The following is a 20,510-nucleotide window of genomic DNA, read 5'->3' as shown; positions in this document are numbered from 1 at the left end:
CATCGCGGCAGGGACGCCGTGACGTACAGGCTGGCCAGCGGGACCATGACAGCGGATGTTTCTATGGGCTTTCGATTGCGAGCTTGCTGCCAAACGTGATCATGGCGACTCCGCCGCTCGCCTTCAGGACCCGGATGCGTCGGGCTTTCCCCAGAATCCAGGTCCGCATGGCCCCAGCGGCACAGACCCAGATGGTTTCAATAAGTGCTTGGACCACGCCTCCAGCGAGTCCGAGGATCAGCATCTGGAGAACGAGGCTTCCGCGCGAGTGGTCAACGAACTGGGGCAGCACGGCCATCAGCGACACGATGCTCTTCGGGTTGGCGACACCGACAAGAAGGCCCTGCCGTATCGATCGAGCCCACGACGTCCTGCCCGGGGCGTTCACGGGCACAAGGACGGACGTTATCTGAGGGTGGATTGACAGGAAAGGGCAGAGCTCGCCGGCCCGGAGAAACCTTCCGGCCACGGCACTCGCTAAGGGCTGTCCAGCGCCGGGGCGAGGAAGGCGAAGGCCCGGTCGGTGAGTGCGGCGGGGTCCTCGACCCCGTCGCTGTCGCTCCAGCGCCGCAGCACGGTGTCGAACGCCGCGAGCGCGGCCCCGGCGGCGAGGCGCGGGGAGAGGTCCGTCTCCGGGTCGAGCCCGAGGCGGCGGGCCGTCTCCACGGCGAGGTCGTCGCGCCACTGGGCCTGGTGCTCCAGGAAGCGGGCGCGCAGGGCGGGCGTGCGCAGGATCAGCTGGACGACCCGGAGGGCCCGGCCGGAGTGCTCGACGCCGTCGGCGCAGGCCGCCATCGCGACCCAGACGGCGTGGCGCAGGGCCACGGAGGAGGGTTCGGCCTCGGGGCGGTCGGCCAGTTCGGCGCGCATGCCTGCCCCCATGTCGGCCAGGAACTGGACCACCACGTCCTCCTTGGACGCGAAGTACCGGAAGAACGTCCGCTTGGACACGCCGGCGGCGGCGGCGATCGCGTCGACCGTGACCGCTTCGAACCCTTCCCGGGCCATCAACTGGAGCGCTGATTCGGTCAGTTCGTCCGAGACGAGCTGACGTTTGCGCTGGGCCATGGTCACTGCGGGGCGGGTACTCACGCCCACCATCGTAACGCCATGTCATTCTTGGCACTCGGTATCTTCTTGACACCGAGTGTCATGCACGACAACGTATGCCGCATGAGACAGGACGGGAAGCAGAAGAAGCCGCGCTGGACCGCCGAGCGGATCCCCGACCAGACCGGCCGGGTGTCCGTGGTCACCGGGGCCAACAGCGGCCTAGGCCTGGCAACCGCCCGTGCCCTCGCCCGCCGGGGCGGGCACGTGATCCTCGCCGTGCGCGACGAGGAGAAGGGGCGCCGGGCCGCCGCCGCCATCACCGCCGACCGGCCGGGGACCTCGCTGGAGGTGCGCCGCCTGGACCTGGCCGACCTCGACTCCGTACGGGCGTTCTCCGACGCCCTGCACACCGACCACGCGCGGGTCGACACGCTCGTCAACAACGCCGGGGTGATGGCGCCGCCCCGCACGGTCAGTGCGCAGGGGCACGAGTTGCAGTTCGCCTGCAACCACCTCGGGCACTTCGCGCTCACCGGGCTGCTGCTCGACCTGCTGGCCGGGGGTCGGGACCCGCGCGTCGTCACGGTGACCTCGGTCAACCACCGGAAGGCGCGGTTGCACTTCGACGACCTGAACGGCGAACGCGACTACGGGCCGATGGCCTTCTACGACCGGTCGAAGCTCGCCAACGCCGTCTTCGGGCACGAGCTGCACCGGCGGCTGACCGCGTCCGGCAGCCCGGTCCTGAGTTTGCTGGCACACCCGGGCTACACCGCCACCAACCTGCAGACGAGCGGGCCGACCGGGCTGGTGAAGCTGCTGTTCGGCCGCGTTCTGCTGCCCCTCGCCCAGCACCCCGGCGCGGGCGCCCTTCCGCAGCTGTACGCGGCGACCGCCCCTGACGCGCGGGGCGGCGAATTCATCGGCCCGGACGGCCCCGGGGAGCTGCGCGGCGGACCGACGCGGGTGGCCCTCGCCCCGGCGGCCGTCGACGCCTCGACCGGGCGGCGCCTGTGGGAGGTGTCGGAGCGGCTGACCGAGGTCCGCTTCCCGTTTCCGGCGGCCGAGTGACGGGGCGGATGACGGGGCCGAGCGACGGTGGACCGGGGCTCCCCAGGCAGCCCGGGCCCTCGCCGCACCACCCTGCCCTACGTAGGGCAGGGTGGTAAAATCGGCGGCATGATAAAGACGACCGTGTACCTTCCGGAGGAACTGGAAGTGCGACTCGATGCCGAGTCCTCCGCGACCGGCGTCAGCAAGGCCGAGCTCATCCGGCGGAGCATCGCCCTGCTGCTGGACAGCGCGGAGCGGCCGAAGCGCACGCGGCAGCTGCCTGTCTTCGACAGCGGACGCTCCCTCACGCCCGACGAGATGGACGACTCGGTGTACGAGCACATCAAAGAGCGGAACGCACGGCGTTGATCATCGTCGCCGACACCTCGGCCCTCTACGCCGCTTTCGACGCCGCGCAGACGGAGCACGCGAAGGCGGCCAGGATCCTGGAGAACGAGCGGCTGGCCATCTCCCCCCTGGTCGTCACCGAGCTGGACCACCTGGTCCATCGCGACCTGGGATTCCCGGCGGCCATGCAGGTGATGGAGGCATTGAATTCCCGTATGGGCGACGGGCAGTACCGCCTCGCCGAACTCAAGCTCGCGGACCTGCGTACCGCCCAGGAAGTTCGGCAGAAGTACGAAGGTCTGCGGCTCGACCTGGCCGACGCGGTCGGAGTGGTCCTCGCCGACCGCTACCGGACGGACCGCATCTTCACCTTGGACCAGCGCGACTTCCGGGCGATGTCCCCGCTGACTCCCGGACTGGACGCCTTCCGGATCCTGCCCGCCGACGACTGAGGGGCGGGCCCGGACGCGTCGCCCCGTCGCGGCTCACCCCTCGCGGCGCGGGCCCGTCCGGCTGCGCACCGCGCCGACGCTGGCCCCGATGACCAGGGCGATGGCGAGGGCGTCCGTGGTGGAGAGGGCCTGGTCCAGGATCAGGAAGCCCGCGCCGGCGGCGATGGCCGGCTCCAGGCTCATCATCACGGCGAACGTGGACGCGGGCAGCCGGCGCAGCGCCATCAGCTCCAGGGTGTACGGGAGGACCGAGCTGAGGAGGGCCACCGCCGCGCCGAGCGCCAGGGTGGACGGGACCGTGAGCTTCGCGCCGGACTCGATGATGCCCAGGGGCAGCGACAGGACCGCGGCGACCACCATCGCCAGCGCCAGCCCGTCCGCCTGCGGGAAACGGCGGCCGGTGCGGGCGCTGAACACGATGTACGCCGCCCACATCGCCCCGGCCCCCAGGGCGTACGCCGCGCCGACCGGGTCGAGGCGGTCGAAGCCTCCGCCGCCCAGCAGGACGACGCCGACGAGGGCGAGGCCCGCCCACACGAGGTTGATCAGGCGGCGCGAGGCGAACACCGAGAGGGCAAGCGGGCCGAGCACCTCCAGGGTGACGGCGATGCCGAGCGGGATCCGGTCCAGCGCCTGGTAGAAGAGCGTGTTCATGCCGCCCATGGCGACGCCGAAGGCGAGCACCGTGCCCCAGTCGGCACGCGAGTGGCCGCGCAGCTTCGGGCGGCAGATCACGAGCAGGATCAGCGCGGCGGCGGCCAGCCGCAGGGTGACGACGCCCAGCGCGCCCGCCTTCGGCATCAGGAGCGCCGCGACGGCCGAGCCGAACTGGACGGAGAGGCCGCCGGCGACCACCAGCACGATCGGCGTCAGCGCCGCCCTGCGGTCCGCCCCGGTCCGCCCGGCGGGCGCTCCCGTGCCCGCGTCCCCTTCGAGTGCCGGCACCGCTTCGGGTACGGCGACGGCTGCGGCGGCCGGTTCGGCGGCGCTGCGCTGGTCGTTCACGGGGGACCTTCCGAGGGAACGGGGACGAGACACGTCAGTCCACTGTAATGGACTGAGAAGTACGACAAGGCGTACCGTCCAGCCGACGGCAGGACGTCAGGACGTACTGCCCGGCCGACGGCCGGACGTACCGTCCCGTCGGCTTCAGGACGTACCGTCCCGTCGGCGGCGTCTCTTCACCGTAAGGACCCCCGCGCGTTCCGTGAAATGCCGATCAGGCTCCCGTTATGCTCCCCACGCATGAACGATGCGCGTCCCACCGGCCGTCCCGTGGAACTCCGGCACCTGCGGGCCTTCCTCGCGGTCGCCGAAGAGTTGAACATCACGCGCGCCGCCGCCCGCCTCCGGCTGACCCAGCCCGCCGTGTCCCGCACCCTCGCGGCGCTGGAGCGGCACCTGGGGGTCCGGCTCGTCGACCGTTCCACCCACCACCTCGCCCTGACCCCCGACGGCGTCGCCTTCCGTGACAAGGCCGCCGCCGCGGTCGCCGCCTTCGACGAGGCCCTCGACCCCGGCCGGCTGCGCACCTGGCCGCTGCGGCTCGGCCACGCCTGGTCCGCCTTCGGGCCGTACACCACGCCGCTGCTGCGGGCCTGGCAGGAGCGCCACCCGGGGACCCCGCTGGAGCTGCTCCGGATCGACGACCGTACCGCCGGCCTGACCCGGGGCGAGGTCGACGCGGCGTTGCTGCGGGGGCCCGTGAACGCGCCGGGGCTCGTCGCCGAGGTGCTGTTCACCGAGGTCCGGGTGGCGGCGGTGACCGCGGACGGGCCGCTCGCGGGACGGGCCTCGCTCGCCCTCGCCGATCTCGCGGAGGGCCCCGTCGTCCTGAACACCGTCTCCGGCACCACCACCGCCGGGCTGTGGCCGCCACACGCCCGGCCGGCCACCACCGTCACCGTCGGGAACACCGACGACTGGCTCACCGCGATCGCCGCCGGCCGCGGCAGCGGGGTGTCCACCGCGTCGACCGCGACCCTGCACCCGCACTCGGGCGTCGTCTACGTCCCGCTCGACGACGCCCCGGGCGTCCCGGTCCTCCTCGCCCGCCGCGACGCCCCCGGCCACCCCGCCCTGCCGGAGCTGGCCGCGCTGGCCCGCGAGATCGTCGCCCGGGGCGCGCCGCGCTGAGCGCCTGACCGGGCCCTACACGTCGCCCCCCGGCCCCTCCTCGACGGCCGCCTCCCCGGCCTCCTCCATCGCCTCCTCCATGGCCTCCGCGACGACCTCGGCGAGGTGCCGGGCCCGCCGCCCGGCCAGCTGGTCGAGCTGCGTACGGCAGGAGAAGCCGTCCGCGAGGAGTTCCGTGCCGGGCTCCGCGTTCCGCACGGCGGGGAGCAGCCGCTCCTCCGCGCAGGCGACGGACACCCCCCAGTGGCCCTTCTCGAAGCCGAAGTTGCCGGCGAGCCCGCAGCAGCCGCCGCTGAGTTCGCCGGTGAGGCCCAGCCGTTCGCGCAGCCCGCGTTCCGCCGCGTCGCCGAGGACCGCGTGCTGGTGGCAGTGCGTCTGGCCGACGGCCGGGCGGTCCAGGCGGGGCGGGGTCCAGTCGGGGGCGTACTCCTCCAGGTACTGGGCGAACGTCCGTACGGCGGCGGCCAGTTCGGCGGCGCGCGGGTCGTCGGGGAGGAGTTCGGGCAGGTCGGTGCGGAGCGTCGCGGCGCAGCTCGGTTCGAGGACGACGAGCGGGTGGCCCGGCGGGAGGCGGAGCCGGTCCAGGGTGCGGCGCATCACGCGGCGGGCCGCGTCGAGCTGGCCCGTCGACACGTAGGTGAGGCCGCAGCACAGCCCGCGTGGGGGCGGCAGCACCGTACGCCCGGTCGCCTCCTCCAGGACCCGGACCGCCGCCCGGCCCACCTGGGGGGAGAGGTGCTCGGTGAAGGTGTCCGCCCAGAGCGCCACCACCCGGTCCGAGGAGAGCGCCACCACCCGGTCCGAGGAGAGCGCCGCCACCCGGTCCGAGGAGAGGGGCCGGGGCCCCTTTCCCCGGCGGCGGCGCAGCCACCGGCTGTACGTCTCCGTCGCCAGCACCGGGATCGTGCGCTCGGGCGCGATCCCGGCCAGCCGCTTCGCGAGCGCGGCGAGGGGGCGCAGCCGGGCCAGCGCGTTCAGCGGCCGGGCGAAGGGCGCGGCCAGGCGCAGCCAGCGCGGGAGGCGGCCCATGGCGTAGTGGGCGGCGGGGCGGAGCCGGCCCCGGTAGTGGTGGTGCAGGAACTCCGCCTTGTACGTGGCCATGTCGACGCCCACGGGGCAGTCGCTGCGGCAGCCCTTGCAGGAGAGGCACAGGTCGAGCGCGTCCCGGACCTCCACGCTGCGCCAGCCGTCCGTGATGACCTCGCCCGCGAGCATCTCGTGGAGCAGCCGGGCCCGGCCCCGGGTCGAGTGGGCCTCCTCGCCGGTCGCCCGGAAGGACGGGCACATGACGCCCGCGCCGCTCGCCTCCTTCGTACGGCATTTGGCGACGCCGACGCAGCGGCGGACCGCGCCCGCGAAGTCCCCGCCGTCCTGCGGATAGCCGAACTCCACGTCCACCGGGCGTTTCGGCAGGACCGCGAAGCGGAGGTTCTCGTCGAGGCGGTCCGGGCGGACCAGCATTCCCGGGTTCAGGCCGCCGTCCGGGTCCCACAGGTCCTTGTACCGGCCGAAGAGGGCGACGAGTTCGTCCCCGTACATCTTGGGCAGCAGTTCCGCGCGGGCCTGGCCGTCGCCGTGCTCGCCGCTGAGGGAGCCGCCGTGCGCGACGACGAGTTCGGCCGTCTCCTCGGAGAACCGGCGGAAGCGGGCCACCCCGGCCGCGCTGATCAGGTCGAAGTCGATGCGGACGTGGACGCAGCCGTCGCCGAAGTGGCCGTACGGGGTGCCGCGCAGCCCGTGTTCGGCGAGGAGGGCCCGGAAGTCGCGGAGGTACGCGCCGAGCCGGGCGGGCGGCACCGCGCAGTCCTCCCACCCGGGCCAGGCCTCTCCCCCACGTCCGGCTGCGCTCCCGCGGGAGGTGCCCCCCTCGTCGGGCATCCGGGTCGCGGTTCCGGCGGCGTCCTCGCGGATCCGCCACAGGGCCCGCTGCCCGGCCGGGTCCGTGACGACCGCCCCGTCCACCGCGTCGGCGGCCCGCAGGACGCGTTCGGCGTGCGCCCTCGCCTCGGCCGGGGTGTCGCCGCCGGTCTCGACGAACAGCCAGGCGGCCCCGCGCGGCAGCCCGGCGGAGCGGGTGACGAGGTCGGCGGCCATGCCCTCGACGGTGAGCGGGCGGTACGGAAGGAGGCCCGGGGCGGCGTCGGCGGCGGCGGACTCGTCGGCGTACCCGAGGACCGCCAGGGCGCGGGCGCGCGGGGCCTCGACCAGGCGGACGGTGGCCTCGGTGACGACGCCGAGGGTGCCCTCGCTGCCGCAGAAAGCCCGCACCGGGTCGGGGCCGCCGGGGTGTTCGGGGAGCAGGGCGTCGAGCGCGTACCCGGAGATGCGGCGCGGGAGGTCGGGGTAGCCGGTGCGCAGGAGGGCGAGGTGGGCGGCGACGAGTGCGCCGACGCCCTCGGGCCCCTCGCCGCCCCCCTGTTCCAGGTGCAGGGTCTCGCCCCCGTACCGGACGACCGACAGCTTCCGCACGTTGTCCGCCGTCGTGCCCCAGGCCACCGAGTGGGCGCCGCAGGAGTTGTTGCCGATCATCCCGCCGAGGGTGCAGCGGCTGTGGGTGGAGGGGTCGGGGCCGAAGGTCAGGCCGTGGGGTGCGGCGGCGGCCCGCAGGTCGTCCAGGATCACGCCGGGCTGGACGACGGCGGTACGGGCGGCGGGGTCCAGGTCGAGGATCGCGCGCAGATGGCGGGTGAGGTCGAGGACGAGTCCCGTGCCGGTGGCCTGTCCGGCGATGGAGGTGCCGCCGCCGCGCGCCACCACCGGCACCCCGTGGTCCCGGCAGACGGCCAGGGCGGCGGCGATGTCGTCGGCGTCGCGCGGGGCGAGCACGCCGAGCGGCACCCGGCGGTAGTTGGAGGCGTCCATCGTCGTCAGCGCCCGTGCGGCGGCCCCGAAGTCGCTCGTGCCGCGTACGGCGGAGCGGAGCGCCGCGACGAAAGCCGGGGACATGTCGGTATCCGGGGGCATGTCGGTATGCGGTCGATGCTGTTCGGCCATGGTCTCAGCATGCCGTCGCGTCAGGTGAACTCTTGGGATGCGACAGGATCAAAGCACGTAAGCGGTACAAAAAAGCCCACAAGATCTTCCCAAACAGACCGTCAAGTCTCCTATAGTGACCAAGACTTGCGCAGGAATTGGCAGCTCCAGTTGTGCTGGATCGCCTACAACCGTGCTGAACTGTCCTGAATTCGACTGGTCGATTTCACTCGGTTCGCACCACTTGAACCACCTGACACCCCACCGCACCACTGGCACCACCTCGCACCACCTCGCTCCACCTGACACCCCACCGCACCGCCTCGCTCCACCCGCACCGCCTCACACCGTCCCGCACCGTCCGCCACCGAGGACTCCGATTGCGCCCCTCACACCGGCCCACCGCACTCGCCCTGCTGATCTCGGCAGCCGCAACCGGCACGCTGACCCTGTGGGGCGTCGCCGTGGCCCCCGACGCGGTACGGACCCCGCTGGCCTGGGGCGCGGGCGCGGCCGCCGTGCTGCTGAGCGTCTGCGTGGCCGTCACCGTCCACACCCTGGGGACCGCGCGGACCCTGCGCGCCCTGCGGGCCGCCGACTCCCAGCGGTTCACCGCCGAGACCTCGCGCCTGGTGTCCGCCTCCGCCGTCGAGGCCCAGCGCTTCACCGCGGAGACCGCCCGGATCAAGGGCGCCGCCTCCGCCGAGACCGCCCGGGTCGTCGCCGACGCCCGCGCCGAGAACGAGCGGATCGCCGCGGCGGCCGCCGCCGAGCAGAGCCGGCTGGCCGTCTCCGTCGACCGGCTGACCGCCCGTGCCACCCGCGCCGAGACCGAGCGTTCCGCGGCCGTCGCCGCCTGCGCCAACGCGGCGGGGCGGATGCAGGCCCTGGCCACCAGCATGCTGGCCGACCTCCGCGAGATGGAGCACCGGCACTCCGACGAGTCCGTCCTCGGGGACCTGCTCCACCTGGACCACCGCACCGCCCAGGCGGGCCGCCTCGCCGACTCCATCGCCGTGCTGACCGGGGCCCGCTCCGGCCGGCGCTGGGCGAAGCCGATCGTCATGGAGTCGATCCTGCGCGGCGCGATGGGCCGGATCGGCAGCTACCAGCGGGTCCGCCTCCACTCCACCAGCGATGTCGCCATCGCCGGTCACGCGGCCGAGGGCGTCATGCACGCGCTCGCCGAACTCCTCGACAACGCTGCCAACTTCTCGCCGCCCACCGCCGAGGTCCACGTGTACGTGGAGGAGGTCCCGGCGGGCATCGTCATCACCGTCGAGGACAGCGGGCTCGTCATGAGCGAGGTGCAGCTGCGCCGCGCCGAGAAGGCGGTCTCGGCGGAGAACCAGGACCTCACCAACCTCTCCGGCACCCGCCTCGGGCTCGCCGTCGTCGGGCGGCTGGCCCGCAAGCACGGACTGACCGTCTCCTTCCGGCCGTCCGCCCGGGGCGGCACCGGCGCGCTGATGATGCTCCCCCAGGACCTCATCTCCCGCTCGACCGCACCGACGCCGACGGTCCCGGCAATCCCGGCCCAGGCTGTCGCAGCCCCGGCCCAGGCCGTCGCGGCGCCGGCGGCCCCGGCCATCCTCACCGCCCCCGCCGAGCCGGAGCCCTCGCACGCCTCGGCCGCCGGAACGGACACCGCCGGCGCCGCCCCCGCGGCCCGGCCCCTCACCGAGGACTCCGCCTCCACGCCCCTGACCCCGGCGGCGGAGCCGAAGTCCTCGGAGTCCCCGGGCTCTCCGGTGGATTCGGAGTCCGAGTCCACCGGCGCCGTGCCCGCGTTCGGCGAGAGCGGTCTGCCCAAGCGCCGCCGCGGCCGCACGCTGGCCGCCGCCGAGGCCCGTACCGGCAACGCCACCCCCGGCGGAGCCGAAACCCCCCGGGCCCGTACCACCGACCCGAAGGTCCAGGCCGCGCGCTTCAGCACCTTCAGCAAGGCGGTACGGGCCAACTCCACGCACCCGGAAGGCAACACCCGATGACCGCGACCACCGACGAGAAGCTCAACTGGCTGCTGGAGGGGCTGCTCGACCGCACCCCCGGTACCCGCCACGCCCTCGTCCTGTCCCGCGACGGCCTCAAGCTGTGCCGCACCCCCGAGCTCTCAGTCGACCAGGCCGACCAGCTGGCCGCGATCTCCGCCGGGATCCAGAGCCTCTCGCACGGCGCGTCCATCGAATTCGGCGACGGCACCGGCGGCGTACGGTCCGCGATGGCCGAGTTCTACGGCGGCGTGCTGTTCATCGTCGAGGCGGGAGCCGGGGCCCACCTGGCCGTCGTCGCCGACGAGGACTCCGACGTGGGCCTCGTCGGCCACAACATGAGCGAGCTCGTCGAGCAGCTCGGCGAACACCTCGTCGCGCCGCCGCGCGAACCCGCCGATACCCCGGCCGTATGACGACGGCACCCCGCCCCCGACCGGGCCGCGACGAGGACCCGGACCGGCTGTACACCCTCACCGGAGGCCGCAGCCGCTCCGACTCCGCCGCGTTCGACCTGGTGACACTCGTCGTCGCCGAGTGCGACCCGGCCCCCGGAATGCAGTCCGAGCACGTCGCGATCCTGCGGATGTGCCAGGGCCCCACCGCCGTCGTCGAGATAGCCGCGACCCTGAACCTGCCGGTCAGCATCGTCCGCATCATGCTGTGCGACCTGCTCGACACCGGCCGGATCAGCGCCCGCCACCCCCGTACAGCCCGTGTCGCGGACCGGCTCCCCGACCCCGACATCCTGGAACAGGTGCTCGTTGGACTCCGCAACCTCTGACCGCCCCGCCGCCTCGGACCGCTCCGCCCTGAGCGCGACGGCCGACAACGGACTCAAGATCGTTGTCGTGGGCGGCTTCGGCGTCGGCAAGACCACCATGGTCCGATCCGTGAGCGAGATCCGTCCGCTCAACACGGAGGAGACCATGACCCGCGCGGGCGAGGCCGTCGACCACCTCGACGGCATCCAGGCCAAGTCGTCCACCACCGTGGCGTTCGACTTCGGCCGGATCACGCTCGACGAACGCTCCGTGCTGTACCTCTTCGGCGCACCCGGCCAGGAGCGCTTCTGGTTCCTGTGGGACCGGCTGTTCTCCGGCACGCTCGGCGCGGTCGTCCTCGTCGACACCCGGCGCCTCGCCGACTCCTGGTACGCCATCGACCGCCTGGAGCACCACGGCACACCGTTCATCGTGGCGTGCAACGACTTCGGCGGGCCGCTCCACAGCGAGCAGCAGATCCGGGAGGCCCTGGACCTCTCCGAGGACGTGCCGCTGGTGGAGTGCGACGCGCGCGACCGCTCGTCCAGCAAGTACGTGCTCATCACGCTCGTCGAACACCTCGCCGCGCTCTCCGCCGCCCGCCTCCGCGCCCCCGGAACGGCCGCCGAAGCGGTCGCCCCCGAGGCGGCCCTGGCGGCGGCCGGCCCGACCCCGGAGCCCACCCCGTGACCACTGTCTCCGGCTGCCCCGTCACCCACACCTCCGTCCCCCTGTCCGGGCCCCGCTTCCAGAGCGACCCCGTCCAGCTCTACCGGGACATGCGGCGCGACCACGGGGCGATCGCCCCCGTCGTCCTCGACGGCGACGTGCCTGCCTGGCTCGTCCTCGGCTACCGCGAACTGCACCAGGTCACCGGCGACCCGGTCCTCTTCAGCCGGGACTCCGACCTGTGGAACCAGTGGGACCGCATCCCCGACGACTGGCCGCTGCTGCCGATGATCGGGCGCAAACAGCCCTCGATCCTCTACACGGTCGGCGAGCGCCACAGCGTCCGCGCCATGATGATCAGCAACGCGCTGGAGGGCGTCGACCCGTTCTCCCTGAAGCGGTACGCGGAGGAGTTCGCCGACGAGCTGATCGACCGGTTCTGCACCAAGGGCTCGGTCGACATCATCGCGGAGTACGCCAAGCTGCTGCCCGCCCTCGTGCTGGCCAGGATCTACGGGTTCTCCGACGAGATCGCCCACCCGCTGGCCGACTCGATCAACGACATGATCGACGGCGGGGAGCGGGCGTTCGCCGGACAGCAGTACCTGGGCACCTCGATGTTCCAGTTGCTGGCCGACAAGCACGCCGGGCCCGGTGACGACGTCGCCACCCGGATGCTCGCCGACCCCGGCGGCTTCACCGACGAGGAGATCGCCCAGGACCTCATGGTGATGATGGCGGCCGGCCACCAGCCGACCGCCGACTGGATGGGCAACTCGCTGCGCCTCATGCTCACCGACGACCGGTTCGCCGCCTCGCTCTCGGGCGGCCGGCACAGCGTCGCCGAGGCGATGAACGAGGTCCTCTGGGAGGACACCCCCACCCAGAACGTGGCCGGCCGCTGGGCCGCCCGCGACACCCACCTCGGCGGCCGCCACATCCGCGCCGGCGACCTGCTGCTCCTCGGCCTCGCCGCCGCCAACGGCGACCCGCAGGTGCGGACCGACGGCTCGACACTGACCGGCGGCAACAACGCCTTCCTCTCCTTCGGCCACGGCGAGCACCGCTGCCCGTTCCCGGCCCAGGAGACCGCCGAGGTCATCGCCCGAACCGGCATCGAGGTCCTCCTCGACCGGCTGCCCGACGTGGACCTCGCCGTCCCCGCCGAACAGCTCACCCGCCGCCCGTCGCCGTGGCTGCGCGGGCTGACCGACCTGCCGGTGCTCTTCACACCCACCCCCGCCGTAGGAAGACCCGGAAACTTCGGAGGCCCCGCATGACCCGCATCGCGCTCGACCCGTTCGTCACCGACCTCGACGGCGAGAGCGCCGCGCTGCGGGCCGCCGGCCCGCTGGCCGAGGTGGAGCTGCCCGGCGGTGTACACGTGTACGCGGTCACCCGCCACGCGGAGGCCCGCGCGCTGCTCACCGACAGCCGCCTGGTCAAGGACATCAACGTCTGGAACGCCTGGCAGCGCGGCGAGATACCCATGGACTGGCCGCTGATCGGCCTGGCCAACCCGGGCCGCTCGATGCTGACGGTCGACGGGGCGGACCACCGCCGTCTCCGTACGCTGGTGGCGCAGGCGCTCACGGTGAAGAGGGTGGAGCGGCTGCGCGCCGGGATCGAGGCGCTGACGAACGCGAGCCTGGAGAGGCTGGCGGCCCTCCCGGCCGGAGCGCCGGTCGACCTGAAGGCCGAGTTCGCCTATCCCCTCCCCATGAACGTCATCAGCGAGCTGATGGGCGTAGACGCGGCGGACCACCCCCGGCTGAAGGAGCTGTTCGAGAAGTTCTTCTCGACGCAGACGCCGCCGGAGGAGGTCCCGCAGATGATGGCGGACCTCGGGTCCCTCTTCACGAAGATCGTCGACTCCAAGCGGGCGAACCCGGGCGACGATCTGACCAGCGCCCTCATCGCGGCCTCCGAGGACGGCGACCACCTCTCCGACGAGGAGATCGTCAACACGCTGCAACTGATCATCGCCGCCGGGCACGAGACCACGATCAGCCTGATCGTCAACGTCGTGGAGGCGCTGGCCACCCACCCCGAGCAGCGCGAGAAGGTGCTGAGCGGGGAGATCGGGTGGGACGGCGTGATCGAGGAGACGCTGCGTTGGAACACCCCGACCTCGCACGTGCTGATCCGCTTCGCGACGGAGGACATCGAGGTCGGCGACAAGGTCCTGCCGAAGGGTGAGGGGCTGATCGTCTCGTTCGGCGCGCTGGGCCGCGACGAGGAGCAGTACGGCCCGACGGCCGGCGAGTTCGACGCCACCCGCACCCCGAACCGCCACATCGCCTTCGGCCACGGCCCGCACATCTGCCCGGGTGCGGCGCTCTCCCGCCTGGAGGCGGGCATCGCTCTCCCGGCCCTGTACGAGCGGTTCCCGGAACTGGACCTGGCGGTGCCGGCGTCCGAGCTGCGCAACAAGCCGATCGTGACCCAGAACGACCTGCACGAACTGCCGGTGGAGCTGGGCTGCCCGTTCGGCCACGGCAACTGATCCTCGTCGTTCCGCTCGGGGGTCCACGGGTCGGAGCGCACGTCTCATCGGACGGACACGGTTACGGAGCCGTGCCACCGAGGGACTACGCTCCGTCCCGTGGCCGACATCCAGATTCCCGCTGACATCAAGCCCGCCGACGGACGCTTCGGCGCCGGTCCTTCCAAGGTGCGGACGGAGGCGCTCGACGCGCTGGCCGCCACCGGCACCTCTCTCCTCGGCACGTCCCACCGCCAGGCCCCGGTCAAGAACCTGGTCGGCGAGGTACGGAACGGCGTGCGCAGCCTCTTCTCCCTCCCCGAGGGGTACGAGGTCGTCCTCGGCAACGGCGGCTCCACCGCCTTCTGGGACGTCGCGACGCACGGTCTGATCGAGTCGAAGTCCCAGCACCTGAACTTCGGCGAGTTCTCGTCGAAGTTCGCCAAGGCCGCGAAGCTCGCGCCCTGGCTGTCCGACCCCACCGTCATCGCCTCCGACCCGGGCACCCACCCGGACCCGAAGGCCGAGGCGGGCGTCGACGTCTACGCCTTCACCCACAACGAGACCTCCACCGGTGTCGCGGCCCCGGTCAAGCGCGTCGCGGGCGCCGACGAGGGCGCCCTCGTCCTGGTGGACGCCACCTCCGGCGCGGGCGGCCTGCCGGTCGACATCACCGAGAGCGACGTCTACTACTTCGCCCCGCAGAAGTCCTTCGCCTCCGACGGCGGCCTGTGGATCGCCGTGTTCTCCCCGGCCGCCCTGGAGCGCGCCGCCCGGATCCACGCCTCGGGCCGGCACATCCCGGAGTTCTTCTCGCTGCCCACGGCGATCGACAACTCCCTCAAGAACCAGACGTACAACACCCCGGCGCTGTCCACGCTCTTCCTGCTGAACGAGCAGCTGAAGTGGATGAACACCCAGGGCGGCCTGGACTTCACGACGGGCCGCACGGCCGCGTCCTCCCAGAACCTCTACGGCTGGGCCGACGAGTCGAAGTACGCCACCCCGTTCGTCACGGACCCGGCGAAGCGCTCGCAGGTCATCGGCACGATCGACTTCGCGGACGAGATCGACGCGGCGGCCGTCGCCAAGGTGCTGCGCGCCAACGGCATCGTGGACACCGAGCCGTACCGCAAGCTGGGCCGCAACCAGCTGCGCGTGGCGATGTTCCCGGCGATCGACCCGGCGGACGTCCAGGCGCTGACGGCGTGCGTCGACTACGTGATCGAGAAGCTGTAGCTTCCTACCGGCTCACGGCTCGACCGCTGTACGGAGACGGCCCGGCACCCACGCGGTGTGCCGGGCCGTTTCTGCGTCACCCGACCGAGTGGCATATGCCAGAAGCGCGATCTTCGGCTGTCCCGTCCTACGATGATGGCCTCGACACCAGCCCATTCCAGGAGGCCCGCAATGTCTGCAGCAGCAGTCGAGCACCCCTGTGACGATGAGCCGGAAACGCTGCTGGAAACGGCCAACCGTCTCATGGAACAGCTTCCGGGGCATCGCGTCGAGATCATCGGAGGCCTCGTCACCGTGGCACCACCCCCGGACGGCCCGCATGCCAAAGCCCTGACCACACTCATGATCCCCTTCCTCTCCGCCGGTCTGCACGGCGAGGAGTCGAATGTCCTCCAGGGCATCGGTCTCTGGCTACCCAGTGGCCCCGAGGACTACGTGATCCCCGACCTGGCGATCGTGGACGCCGACTTCGACGAGCACCTGATCGAGAACAACTGCTACGACCCCGCCTGCTTCCGCCTGGTCCTGGAGGTCACCTCCGGGAACTACCAGACCGACCTGCGCCACAAGGTCACCGCCTACGCCCAGGCCAAGATCCCGGTGTACGTCATCGTCGACCGCAAGCACGGCCGGGTCCACGTCCTGACCGAACCCCTCCCCGTCGGCTACGACCGCCACGAGGTCTACGCCCCCGGCCAGCAGGCCCCGCTGCCCGCCTCCGTCGGCGTCGGCGTCGGCGTCGGCGTCGGCGTCGGCGTCGGCGTCGAAGTCTCCCTGGACGTCGACGAGATCGTGCGCGCGGGCCGCTCGAAACGCTGAGGTCGCGACCCGGACCGGTCCTACTCCCCCGACGCCCCCACCAGCACCGCCCGCAGCGCGGCTATCCCCGCGAGCCATTCCTGGTCCGCACCGGCGTCCGCCCACAGGTCCAGCGGCTCCGCGTTCTCCGCCTTCTCCGCGTTCTCCGCGTTCTCCGCGGTGAGGCGGCCCAGGGCGCGGACGGCCGGTCCGGACTCAACTCACCGCACGCGGGAGCCCCCTGTTCCGGAACCGGCATCGTCCGAGCCGTCCTCGTCGTCCTCGCCCGGGATGTGCACGTCGAAGACGTTGATGTTGATCTCGACGACCTCCAGCCCGGTCATCGTCTCCACGGCGTCGACGACGTTCGCGCGGATCCGGTCGGCCAGCTCATGGATCGGAACCCCGTACTCCACCTCGACGTCGACGTCGATCGCCGTCTGTTTCTCGCCCACCTCGACCTTCACGGTCCGGCCCCTGCCCGAGGACCCGGACATCCTGCCCGTCACCGCGCCGAGCGCCTTCGACGCGCCCTTGCCCACCGAATGAACGCCGTCGGTCTCGCGGATGGCGATCTCCGCGATGGTGGCCACGACGCCGTCGGCGATGGTCGTCCTGCCGCGCACGCCGCTTCCCTGGCTCCCGCCGCCGGCCGCCGGGTTTCCGCTCCGAGATTCGATGTCAGCCATATCCGCCTCACAGAGAGTGATTGCCACGGGCGCTCCTTCCGCCCGCGCGGCCCCCTCATTCACTCTCCGCCCGCCCATGACCGTCCGCCATTCGAGGGACCGGGACTCAGTCGCGGGGCAGCAGCGTCCCCAGCGGTCCGAGGTCCAGGTTGAGGTCCTCGGGGCGCACCCCGTGCTGGTCGCAGAGCTCCTTCATCCGCTGGTCGAGCAGCATGAGCGTGGTCCCGATCTCCTCGACCTGCTCGTCGCTGAGGTCGCCCTGCTCGACCCGGCGGATCGCCTGCCGCTCCATCAGCTGCCGGAGCAGCTCCACCACGGTGAGGACCAGGGCCACCAGGTCCCGCCCCATCTGCTCGGAGTCCAGATCGACCCGTGAGCCCGGGGCCCGGCCCGCGCCCGTCACAACGGCCCCCCGTCGGCCCAGGGCGCCGGAACCCGCTCGCTGACCGACGACAGCAGGGCGTGCAGTGACACCCGCACCGCTTGTCCGCCAGCTCGCCTCAGGCGAAGTCGACGTAGGCGGGGGCCATGGCGTCGTACGAGGACCGGGTCGCGTTCAGGAAGTCAGGTTCGGCGGTCATGGACCGGAACCCTACGCCAGGCCCTGATACCGCAACCGCAACCCGCAACCGCACTCTCGGCCCAGCACAGGGGTAGTTGGGCCCGTGCCGCAGCGCGAGCCCTCCGTGCACCCGGTCGCCCTCGGCCACCCATCCGGTACCTCGGCCACCCATCGGTACGTACAACCCCTGCCGGTCTCCACCACCGGCCAGCCAGGGGAAGTTGTCAGGGAATGTTGTCAGCGGACGAGCGGTGGTCGGACCGGGTCGCGTTGGGTGTGCTGACCCGTGCGTTCCCGCCGGAGCTGGTGCCAACGGCCACTCGGCGGTCAGGGCACGTTGACCACGTCGGGGTGTGACCTGATGACGACTGTCGTGGTTCCGACCATGCCGAAGTAGGTGCCTGGCCCACTGCCGTAGGACGAATGGAACGACCGCTGGAAGTCTCCCACCGTGTAGATCTCGGAGTCGGCCGCAGCAAGGTTGGGCGGGCTGTTCCCGTCCGACCAGGCTTCCAGGACTACGCAGTCGTTTCCGTCGCGGGCCACCACCGCACCGGCGTGGAACTGGCTCATCTCCAACTTCGGGTCAGGTTTGGTGACCACGATGACGAACGCCTCTCCCGGCCGAGGGTCGGCCATCTCGTTCCGTGGGCCGGCGAACTGGCGTGCCTGGCGACGATTGGTCGCGTCCTTCTGACCGAAGTTCTCGACCCGAGAGGGGTTGTTGCCGGTGGCGGTCTCGATCGTGCTGTACTCGTCTTCGCCCCAGGCAAGTTGGCCGACACGGTTGTTGATGATCTCCTCGGCGGCGTGCAGGCAGTCCTGCTGGATGTCCCCGCCCAGCGAGTACTTGAAGTACGTCCCCCCGTTCCACGGGATCGAGTTGTCGTCCACTCGCCGCAGGGCGGGCGCGACACTGCCCGCCGGCGCGTCCTCCCTGACCCAGACGTGGGGGGTGTCGGGGTACGTCAGGAAGAGCCCGTTCTCGGACACGCGAAGGGGAGGCTGCCCTTCTTCCTGGAAGTTGGTGTAACGCTGCACGGCCTCACCGCTCCGGGCGGCCGCCCTCGTGTCCGCATGGCGGTCGGCACCTTCGCTGCGTTCGGGCGCCGGTCCCCTCATCACCTGTGTCGCGTTTGCCTCGGCTTCGCGCTCGAACCTGTCGCCCGGATCACTCACCCGGAGCCCGGAGCCGTTGTCCGTACCGGCGACCGCTCCCTGCCGCTGCTGAACGACGTGGGTCAACTCGTGCGCGAGGGTGTGGTGGTCGCCGCCGCCCTCCCCGATGACGACGTGGTTGCCGGAGGTGAAGGCACGGGCGCCGAGTTCGGCGGCGGAGCGCTGGGCGGTGGTGCCGGTGTGGAGGCGCACGTCGGAGAAGTCGGCGCCCATGCGGGCTTCCATCTCCTGGCGGACCGGTGCGTCCAGTGGGCTGCCCTTGCCGCGTAGGACTTCGTGGACGGCGGAGCGCTGCACCGGGGCCTGCTCGGGTTGCTGGTGACCGCAGCCGTCACCGTGCTGATGCCGCCCGCCGAGGTGTCCGGCCTGGCGCAGCATCTGGACGACCGCGGCGTTGCCGACGCTGCGCTGCAGGGTGAGCGGCGCCAGGTCGGAGAGCGGGGCCGCGGCGGGCGTGACCGGGGCCATGCTGACCGGGCGCGCCGGACGGTCGGCCTGCCCCCCGTTGGGCAACTTGCCGGATCCGTGCGTACGCATGCGGGTAGGCCTCTCTGAGAGTGGAGCACGTGTCAACCCCTGCGTATCGCGGCTGGGGCAGTGCGGTGAAGGTACGTTCGCGCACAATCGGGCGGCTGCCGGGGCGGCCTTGGTGCCCCGAGCGGTCGCCCCCGCGCGTAAGAGCGCATTCCGTCCCGCTGATTCCGCCGACGGCCAGCGTGAAACGGCACCGCCTCCGCCAACCCCTCCTCCTGCGCCCGCCGAGATCACGGCACGGCCCTGTGCCCGGCCGTGAAGGGCCGCCGGGACGGTGCCCGGCGGTGCCCGGCGGTGCCCGGCGGTGGCCGGCGGTGCCGGGCGGTGGCCGGCGGTGCCCGGCGGTGGTCGCCCGGTAGGGGGCGTGCATGTCCCTTGCCGGGCTCTTGTCCCCCGCGGGCCGGCTGCTCCGGAACATAAGCGGAGCAGCTGCCTCCTCCCTCGGGGGCTCGGCTTTTGCGGTGAGCCGCAACAGCATGGCCGGGCCACTGCCACCTGGGCGATTCTTCCGGTGGACGGGGCGCCCCGACCGGAGGCGAGTCCCGGACTTCCAGGACTCGACTCCGGTCGTGCGCCCCGGCGACGGGGAGGCGCCGAGGCACCGGCGCCGTGTCGAGGGGAGCGGCGATGAAGAGGGTGTACGTGTCCACGTGCGCCGGGGTGGCGGCCATGGCGGCCTTCCTCTCCGGTTGCGAAGCGGACGCCGGTACCGCACCGGAGCGCGCCCACCCGGCGGTTGAGGCGCGGGTCACCGGACGGGAACTGTCCGCCGCCGAAGAGCTTCTGGTGCAGCGCGCGGAACAACTGATGGTGAAGGAGTGCATGGAGGAGGCCGGCTTCACCTACTGGGCCGGTGTCCTGCCGACGCCCGACGACCTGCGGGGCGGAGGTTACGTGCTGACCGACGCCGCCTGGGCGAAGCGCAACGGGTACGGGAGCCGGGTCCGTGAGAGGCTCCAGCGGTTGCAGCGCGACGACCCGAACCACGCCTATGCCAACGCGCTCCCCGAGCACGAACGCGCTCGCTACACCAAGGCGCTCGACGGGGACTCGTCGAACGGCATGGTGACGGCCGAACTGCCCGGCGGGGGAACCGTCGGCATGCCACGGGACAGCTGCCTGTCGGATGCGAAAGGCCGGCTGTACGGCGACTTCGAGAGCTGGTACCGGGCGGACAAGACCGTCACCCATCTGGCCCGCCTCTACGCGGCGGAGGTCATCGAGGACGGTCGCACCGCGACGGCGCTGGAGGCGTGGTCCGCGTGCATGCGTGAAGCGGGCCACGACTACGCCGACCCACCGTCGGCCCGCGACGGCCTTCCCTCGCTCACCGAAGGGCTGACCACCGCCCAGGCGTTCGCCGTCGAGAACGGCCTGGCCGTCAGCGAGGCCCGCTGCGCGACGCGTACGCCACTGGCCGCGACCCTGCGGGCGCTGACCGCCGAGTACCGCTCCCCCCTCCTGGCTGAGTACGGCGACGACGTCACCGCGCACCGGCGGATGGGCCTCGCCGCTCTTGCCCGGGCCGAGGACATCACCGGCGCGACCGCCTGACCGAGCGGCCGCGGGGCGGGCGCCCCGCTGA

The 20,510-nt window shown here is 72.3% G+C and carries 20 protein-coding genes and 1 pseudogene; 13 read left to right on the top strand and 8 right to left on the bottom strand.

The window, feature by feature from the left end; translation table 11 throughout:
• Positions 1–61 precede the first annotated feature (61 nt).
• Entirely contained in the window at positions 62–388 is a 327-nt protein-coding gene (locus tag ACH4KB_RS09470; RefSeq protein WP_398065622.1) for a LysE family translocator, read from the bottom strand.
• Positions 389–477: 89 nt separating this feature from the next.
• Positions 478–1,101: a TetR family transcriptional regulator gene (locus ACH4KB_RS09465; RefSeq protein WP_398065248.1), complete on the bottom strand. Its 624-nt coding sequence runs from the start codon at positions 1,099–1,101 to the stop codon at positions 478–480.
• Between the two features lie 72 nt (positions 1,102–1,173).
• Here ACH4KB_RS09465 and ACH4KB_RS09460 point away from each other — a divergent pair, with 72 nt between their 5' ends.
• The 3 genes from ACH4KB_RS09460 (at position 1,174) to ACH4KB_RS09450 (ending at position 2,906) form a co-directional block, all read left to right on the top strand.
• Entirely contained in the window at positions 1,174–2,124 is a 951-nt protein-coding gene (locus tag ACH4KB_RS09460; protein ID WP_398065246.1) for an oxidoreductase, read from the top strand.
• A gap of 108 nt (positions 2,125–2,232) precedes the next feature.
• Positions 2,233–2,475, top strand: a complete 243-nt coding sequence (locus ACH4KB_RS09455) for a CopG family transcriptional regulator (RefSeq protein ID WP_073800431.1) — start codon at positions 2,233–2,235, stop codon at positions 2,473–2,475.
• Positions 2,472–2,906: a PIN domain-containing protein gene (locus tag ACH4KB_RS09450; RefSeq protein WP_069752499.1), complete on the top strand. Its 435-nt coding sequence runs from the start codon at positions 2,472–2,474 to the stop codon at positions 2,904–2,906. The genes ACH4KB_RS09455 and ACH4KB_RS09450 overlap by 4 nt, the downstream gene beginning before the upstream one ends.
• A 33-nt stretch (positions 2,907–2,939) precedes the next feature.
• Here the strand turns inward: ACH4KB_RS09450 and ACH4KB_RS09445 are convergent, their stop codons facing one another.
• Positions 2,940–3,911 (bottom strand): EamA family transporter, encoded by a 972-nt coding sequence (locus tag ACH4KB_RS09445; RefSeq protein ID WP_398065243.1) that lies wholly within the window; start codon positions 3,909–3,911, stop codon positions 2,940–2,942.
• A gap of 240 nt (positions 3,912–4,151) precedes the next feature.
• On the opposite strand from ACH4KB_RS09445, the gene ACH4KB_RS09440 reads away from it, so the two are divergent.
• Positions 4,152–5,042, top strand: a complete 891-nt coding sequence (locus ACH4KB_RS09440) for a LysR family transcriptional regulator (protein ID WP_398065241.1) — start codon at positions 4,152–4,154, stop codon at positions 5,040–5,042.
• Between the two features lie 15 nt (positions 5,043–5,057).
• Here the strand turns inward: ACH4KB_RS09440 and ACH4KB_RS09435 are convergent, their stop codons facing one another.
• Complete coding sequence (locus ACH4KB_RS09435) at positions 5,058–7,988, bottom strand: FAD-binding and (Fe-S)-binding domain-containing protein (protein ID WP_398065239.1); 2,931 nt, start codon at positions 7,986–7,988, stop codon at positions 5,058–5,060.
• Between the two features lie 407 nt (positions 7,989–8,395).
• Here ACH4KB_RS09435 and ACH4KB_RS09430 point away from each other — a divergent pair, with 407 nt between their 5' ends.
• The 8 genes from ACH4KB_RS09430 to ACH4KB_RS09395 all read left to right on the top strand — a co-directional run bounded on the left by ACH4KB_RS09430 (position 8,396) and on the right by ACH4KB_RS09395 (position 15,982).
• Positions 8,396–10,006 carry an ATP-binding protein gene (locus tag ACH4KB_RS09430; RefSeq protein ID WP_398065237.1) on the top strand — a complete coding sequence of 537 codons (1,611 nt, stop codon included), beginning with the start codon at positions 8,396–8,398 and terminating at the stop codon, positions 10,004–10,006.
• Positions 10,003–10,422, top strand: coding sequence for a roadblock/LC7 domain-containing protein (locus ACH4KB_RS09425; protein WP_398065235.1), 420 nt, complete (start codon positions 10,003–10,005; stop codon positions 10,420–10,422). Before ACH4KB_RS09430 ends, ACH4KB_RS09425 begins: the two co-directional genes overlap by 4 nt.
• A complete protein-coding gene (locus ACH4KB_RS09420; protein ID WP_003967208.1) occupies positions 10,419–10,790 on the top strand; it encodes a DUF742 domain-containing protein in 372 nt (123 codons plus the stop codon). The genes ACH4KB_RS09425 and ACH4KB_RS09420 overlap by 4 nt, the downstream gene beginning before the upstream one ends.
• Complete coding sequence (locus ACH4KB_RS09415) at positions 10,771–11,460, top strand: GTP-binding protein (protein WP_398065233.1); 690 nt, start codon at positions 10,771–10,773, stop codon at positions 11,458–11,460. The genes ACH4KB_RS09420 and ACH4KB_RS09415 overlap by 20 nt, the downstream gene beginning before the upstream one ends.
• A complete protein-coding gene (locus ACH4KB_RS09410) occupies positions 11,457–12,719 on the top strand; it encodes a cytochrome P450 (protein WP_398065231.1) in 1,263 nt (420 codons plus the stop codon). Before ACH4KB_RS09415 ends, ACH4KB_RS09410 begins: the two co-directional genes overlap by 4 nt.
• A complete protein-coding gene (locus ACH4KB_RS09405) occupies positions 12,716–13,945 on the top strand; it encodes a cytochrome P450 (protein ID WP_398065229.1) in 1,230 nt (409 codons plus the stop codon). The genes ACH4KB_RS09410 and ACH4KB_RS09405 overlap by 4 nt, the downstream gene beginning before the upstream one ends.
• Before the next feature lie 99 nt (positions 13,946–14,044).
• On the top strand, positions 14,045–15,163 hold the full coding sequence (gene serC / locus ACH4KB_RS09400) for a phosphoserine transaminase (protein WP_398065227.1): 1,119 nt from the start codon (positions 14,045–14,047) through the stop codon (positions 15,161–15,163).
• A 171-nt stretch (positions 15,164–15,334) separates the two neighbouring features.
• On the top strand, positions 15,335–15,982 hold the full coding sequence (locus ACH4KB_RS09395) for a Uma2 family endonuclease (protein ID WP_398065225.1): 648 nt from the start codon (positions 15,335–15,337) through the stop codon (positions 15,980–15,982).
• Positions 15,983–16,182: 200 nt separating this feature from the next.
• Here the strand turns inward: ACH4KB_RS09395 and ACH4KB_RS09390 are convergent, their stop codons facing one another.
• The 4 genes and pseudogenes from ACH4KB_RS09390 to ACH4KB_RS09375 all read right to left on the bottom strand — a co-directional run bounded on the left by ACH4KB_RS09390 (position 16,183) and on the right by ACH4KB_RS09375 (position 18,928).
• Entirely contained in the window at positions 16,183–16,650 is a 468-nt protein-coding gene (locus ACH4KB_RS09390; RefSeq protein WP_398065223.1) for an Asp23/Gls24 family envelope stress response protein, read from the bottom strand.
• A gap of 106 nt (positions 16,651–16,756) precedes the next feature.
• The gene (locus ACH4KB_RS09385; protein WP_265600096.1) at positions 16,757–17,053 is read right to left on the bottom strand and encodes a gas vesicle protein K; all 297 of its coding nucleotides are present in this window, start codon (positions 17,051–17,053) and stop codon (positions 16,757–16,759) included.
• Positions 17,050–17,130: pseudogene (locus ACH4KB_RS09380) on the bottom strand (gas vesicle protein); the annotation flags it as partial. The pseudogene ACH4KB_RS09380 and the gene ACH4KB_RS09385, both read right to left, overlap by 4 nt.
• Before the next feature lie 409 nt (positions 17,131–17,539).
• A complete protein-coding gene (locus ACH4KB_RS09375) occupies positions 17,540–18,928 on the bottom strand; it encodes a DUF4157 domain-containing protein (protein WP_398065221.1) in 1,389 nt (462 codons plus the stop codon).
• 624 nt (positions 18,929–19,552) lie between these two features.
• Between ACH4KB_RS09375 and ACH4KB_RS09370 the strand changes: the two genes are divergently transcribed.
• The gene (locus ACH4KB_RS09370) at positions 19,553–20,479 is read left to right on the top strand and encodes a hypothetical protein (protein ID WP_398065219.1); all 927 of its coding nucleotides are present in this window, start codon (positions 19,553–19,555) and stop codon (positions 20,477–20,479) included.
• The last annotated feature ends 31 nt before the right edge of the window (positions 20,480–20,510 follow it).

The organism is Streptomyces sp. NPDC017520 (genome assembly GCF_044329855.1).
In the GTDB taxonomy this organism is placed as follows: domain Bacteria; phylum Actinomycetota; class Actinomycetes; order Streptomycetales; family Streptomycetaceae; genus Streptomyces.
The sequence above is the reverse complement of the archived record's forward strand: the minus strand, read 5'-3'. Positions and strand labels throughout refer to the sequence as shown.

What these genes read in the sequence shown, in the direction of transcription:
- ACH4KB_RS09370 (WP_398065219.1), top strand. Translation starts at nt 19,553, where the DNA reads ATGAAGAGGGTGTACGTGTCCACGTGCGCCGGGGTGGCGGCCATGGCG.
- ACH4KB_RS09435 (WP_398065239.1), bottom strand. Translation starts at nt 7,988, where the DNA reads ATGTCCCCGGCTTTCGTCGCGGCGCTCCGCTCCGCCGTACGCGGCACG.
- ACH4KB_RS09440 (WP_398065241.1), top strand. Translation starts at nt 4,152, where the DNA reads ATGAACGATGCGCGTCCCACCGGCCGTCCCGTGGAACTCCGGCACCTG.
- ACH4KB_RS09425 (WP_398065235.1), top strand. Translation starts at nt 10,003, where the DNA reads ATGACCGCGACCACCGACGAGAAGCTCAACTGGCTGCTGGAGGGGCTG.
- ACH4KB_RS09405 (WP_398065229.1), top strand. Translation starts at nt 12,716, where the DNA reads ATGACCCGCATCGCGCTCGACCCGTTCGTCACCGACCTCGACGGCGAG.
- ACH4KB_RS09395 (WP_398065225.1), top strand. Translation starts at nt 15,335, where the DNA reads ATGTCTGCAGCAGCAGTCGAGCACCCCTGTGACGATGAGCCGGAAACG.
- ACH4KB_RS09455 (WP_073800431.1), top strand. Translation starts at nt 2,233, where the DNA reads ATGATAAAGACGACCGTGTACCTTCCGGAGGAACTGGAAGTGCGACTC.
- ACH4KB_RS09465 (WP_398065248.1), bottom strand. Translation starts at nt 1,101, where the DNA reads ATGGTGGGCGTGAGTACCCGCCCCGCAGTGACCATGGCCCAGCGCAAA.
- ACH4KB_RS09375 (WP_398065221.1), bottom strand. Translation starts at nt 18,928, where the DNA reads ATGCGTACGCACGGATCCGGCAAGTTGCCCAACGGGGGGCAGGCCGAC.
- ACH4KB_RS09390 (WP_398065223.1), bottom strand. Translation starts at nt 16,650, where the DNA reads ATGGCTGACATCGAATCTCGGAGCGGAAACCCGGCGGCCGGCGGCGGG.
- ACH4KB_RS09420 (WP_003967208.1), top strand. Translation starts at nt 10,419, where the DNA reads ATGACGACGGCACCCCGCCCCCGACCGGGCCGCGACGAGGACCCGGAC.
- ACH4KB_RS09460 (WP_398065246.1), top strand. Translation starts at nt 1,174, where the DNA reads ATGAGACAGGACGGGAAGCAGAAGAAGCCGCGCTGGACCGCCGAGCGG.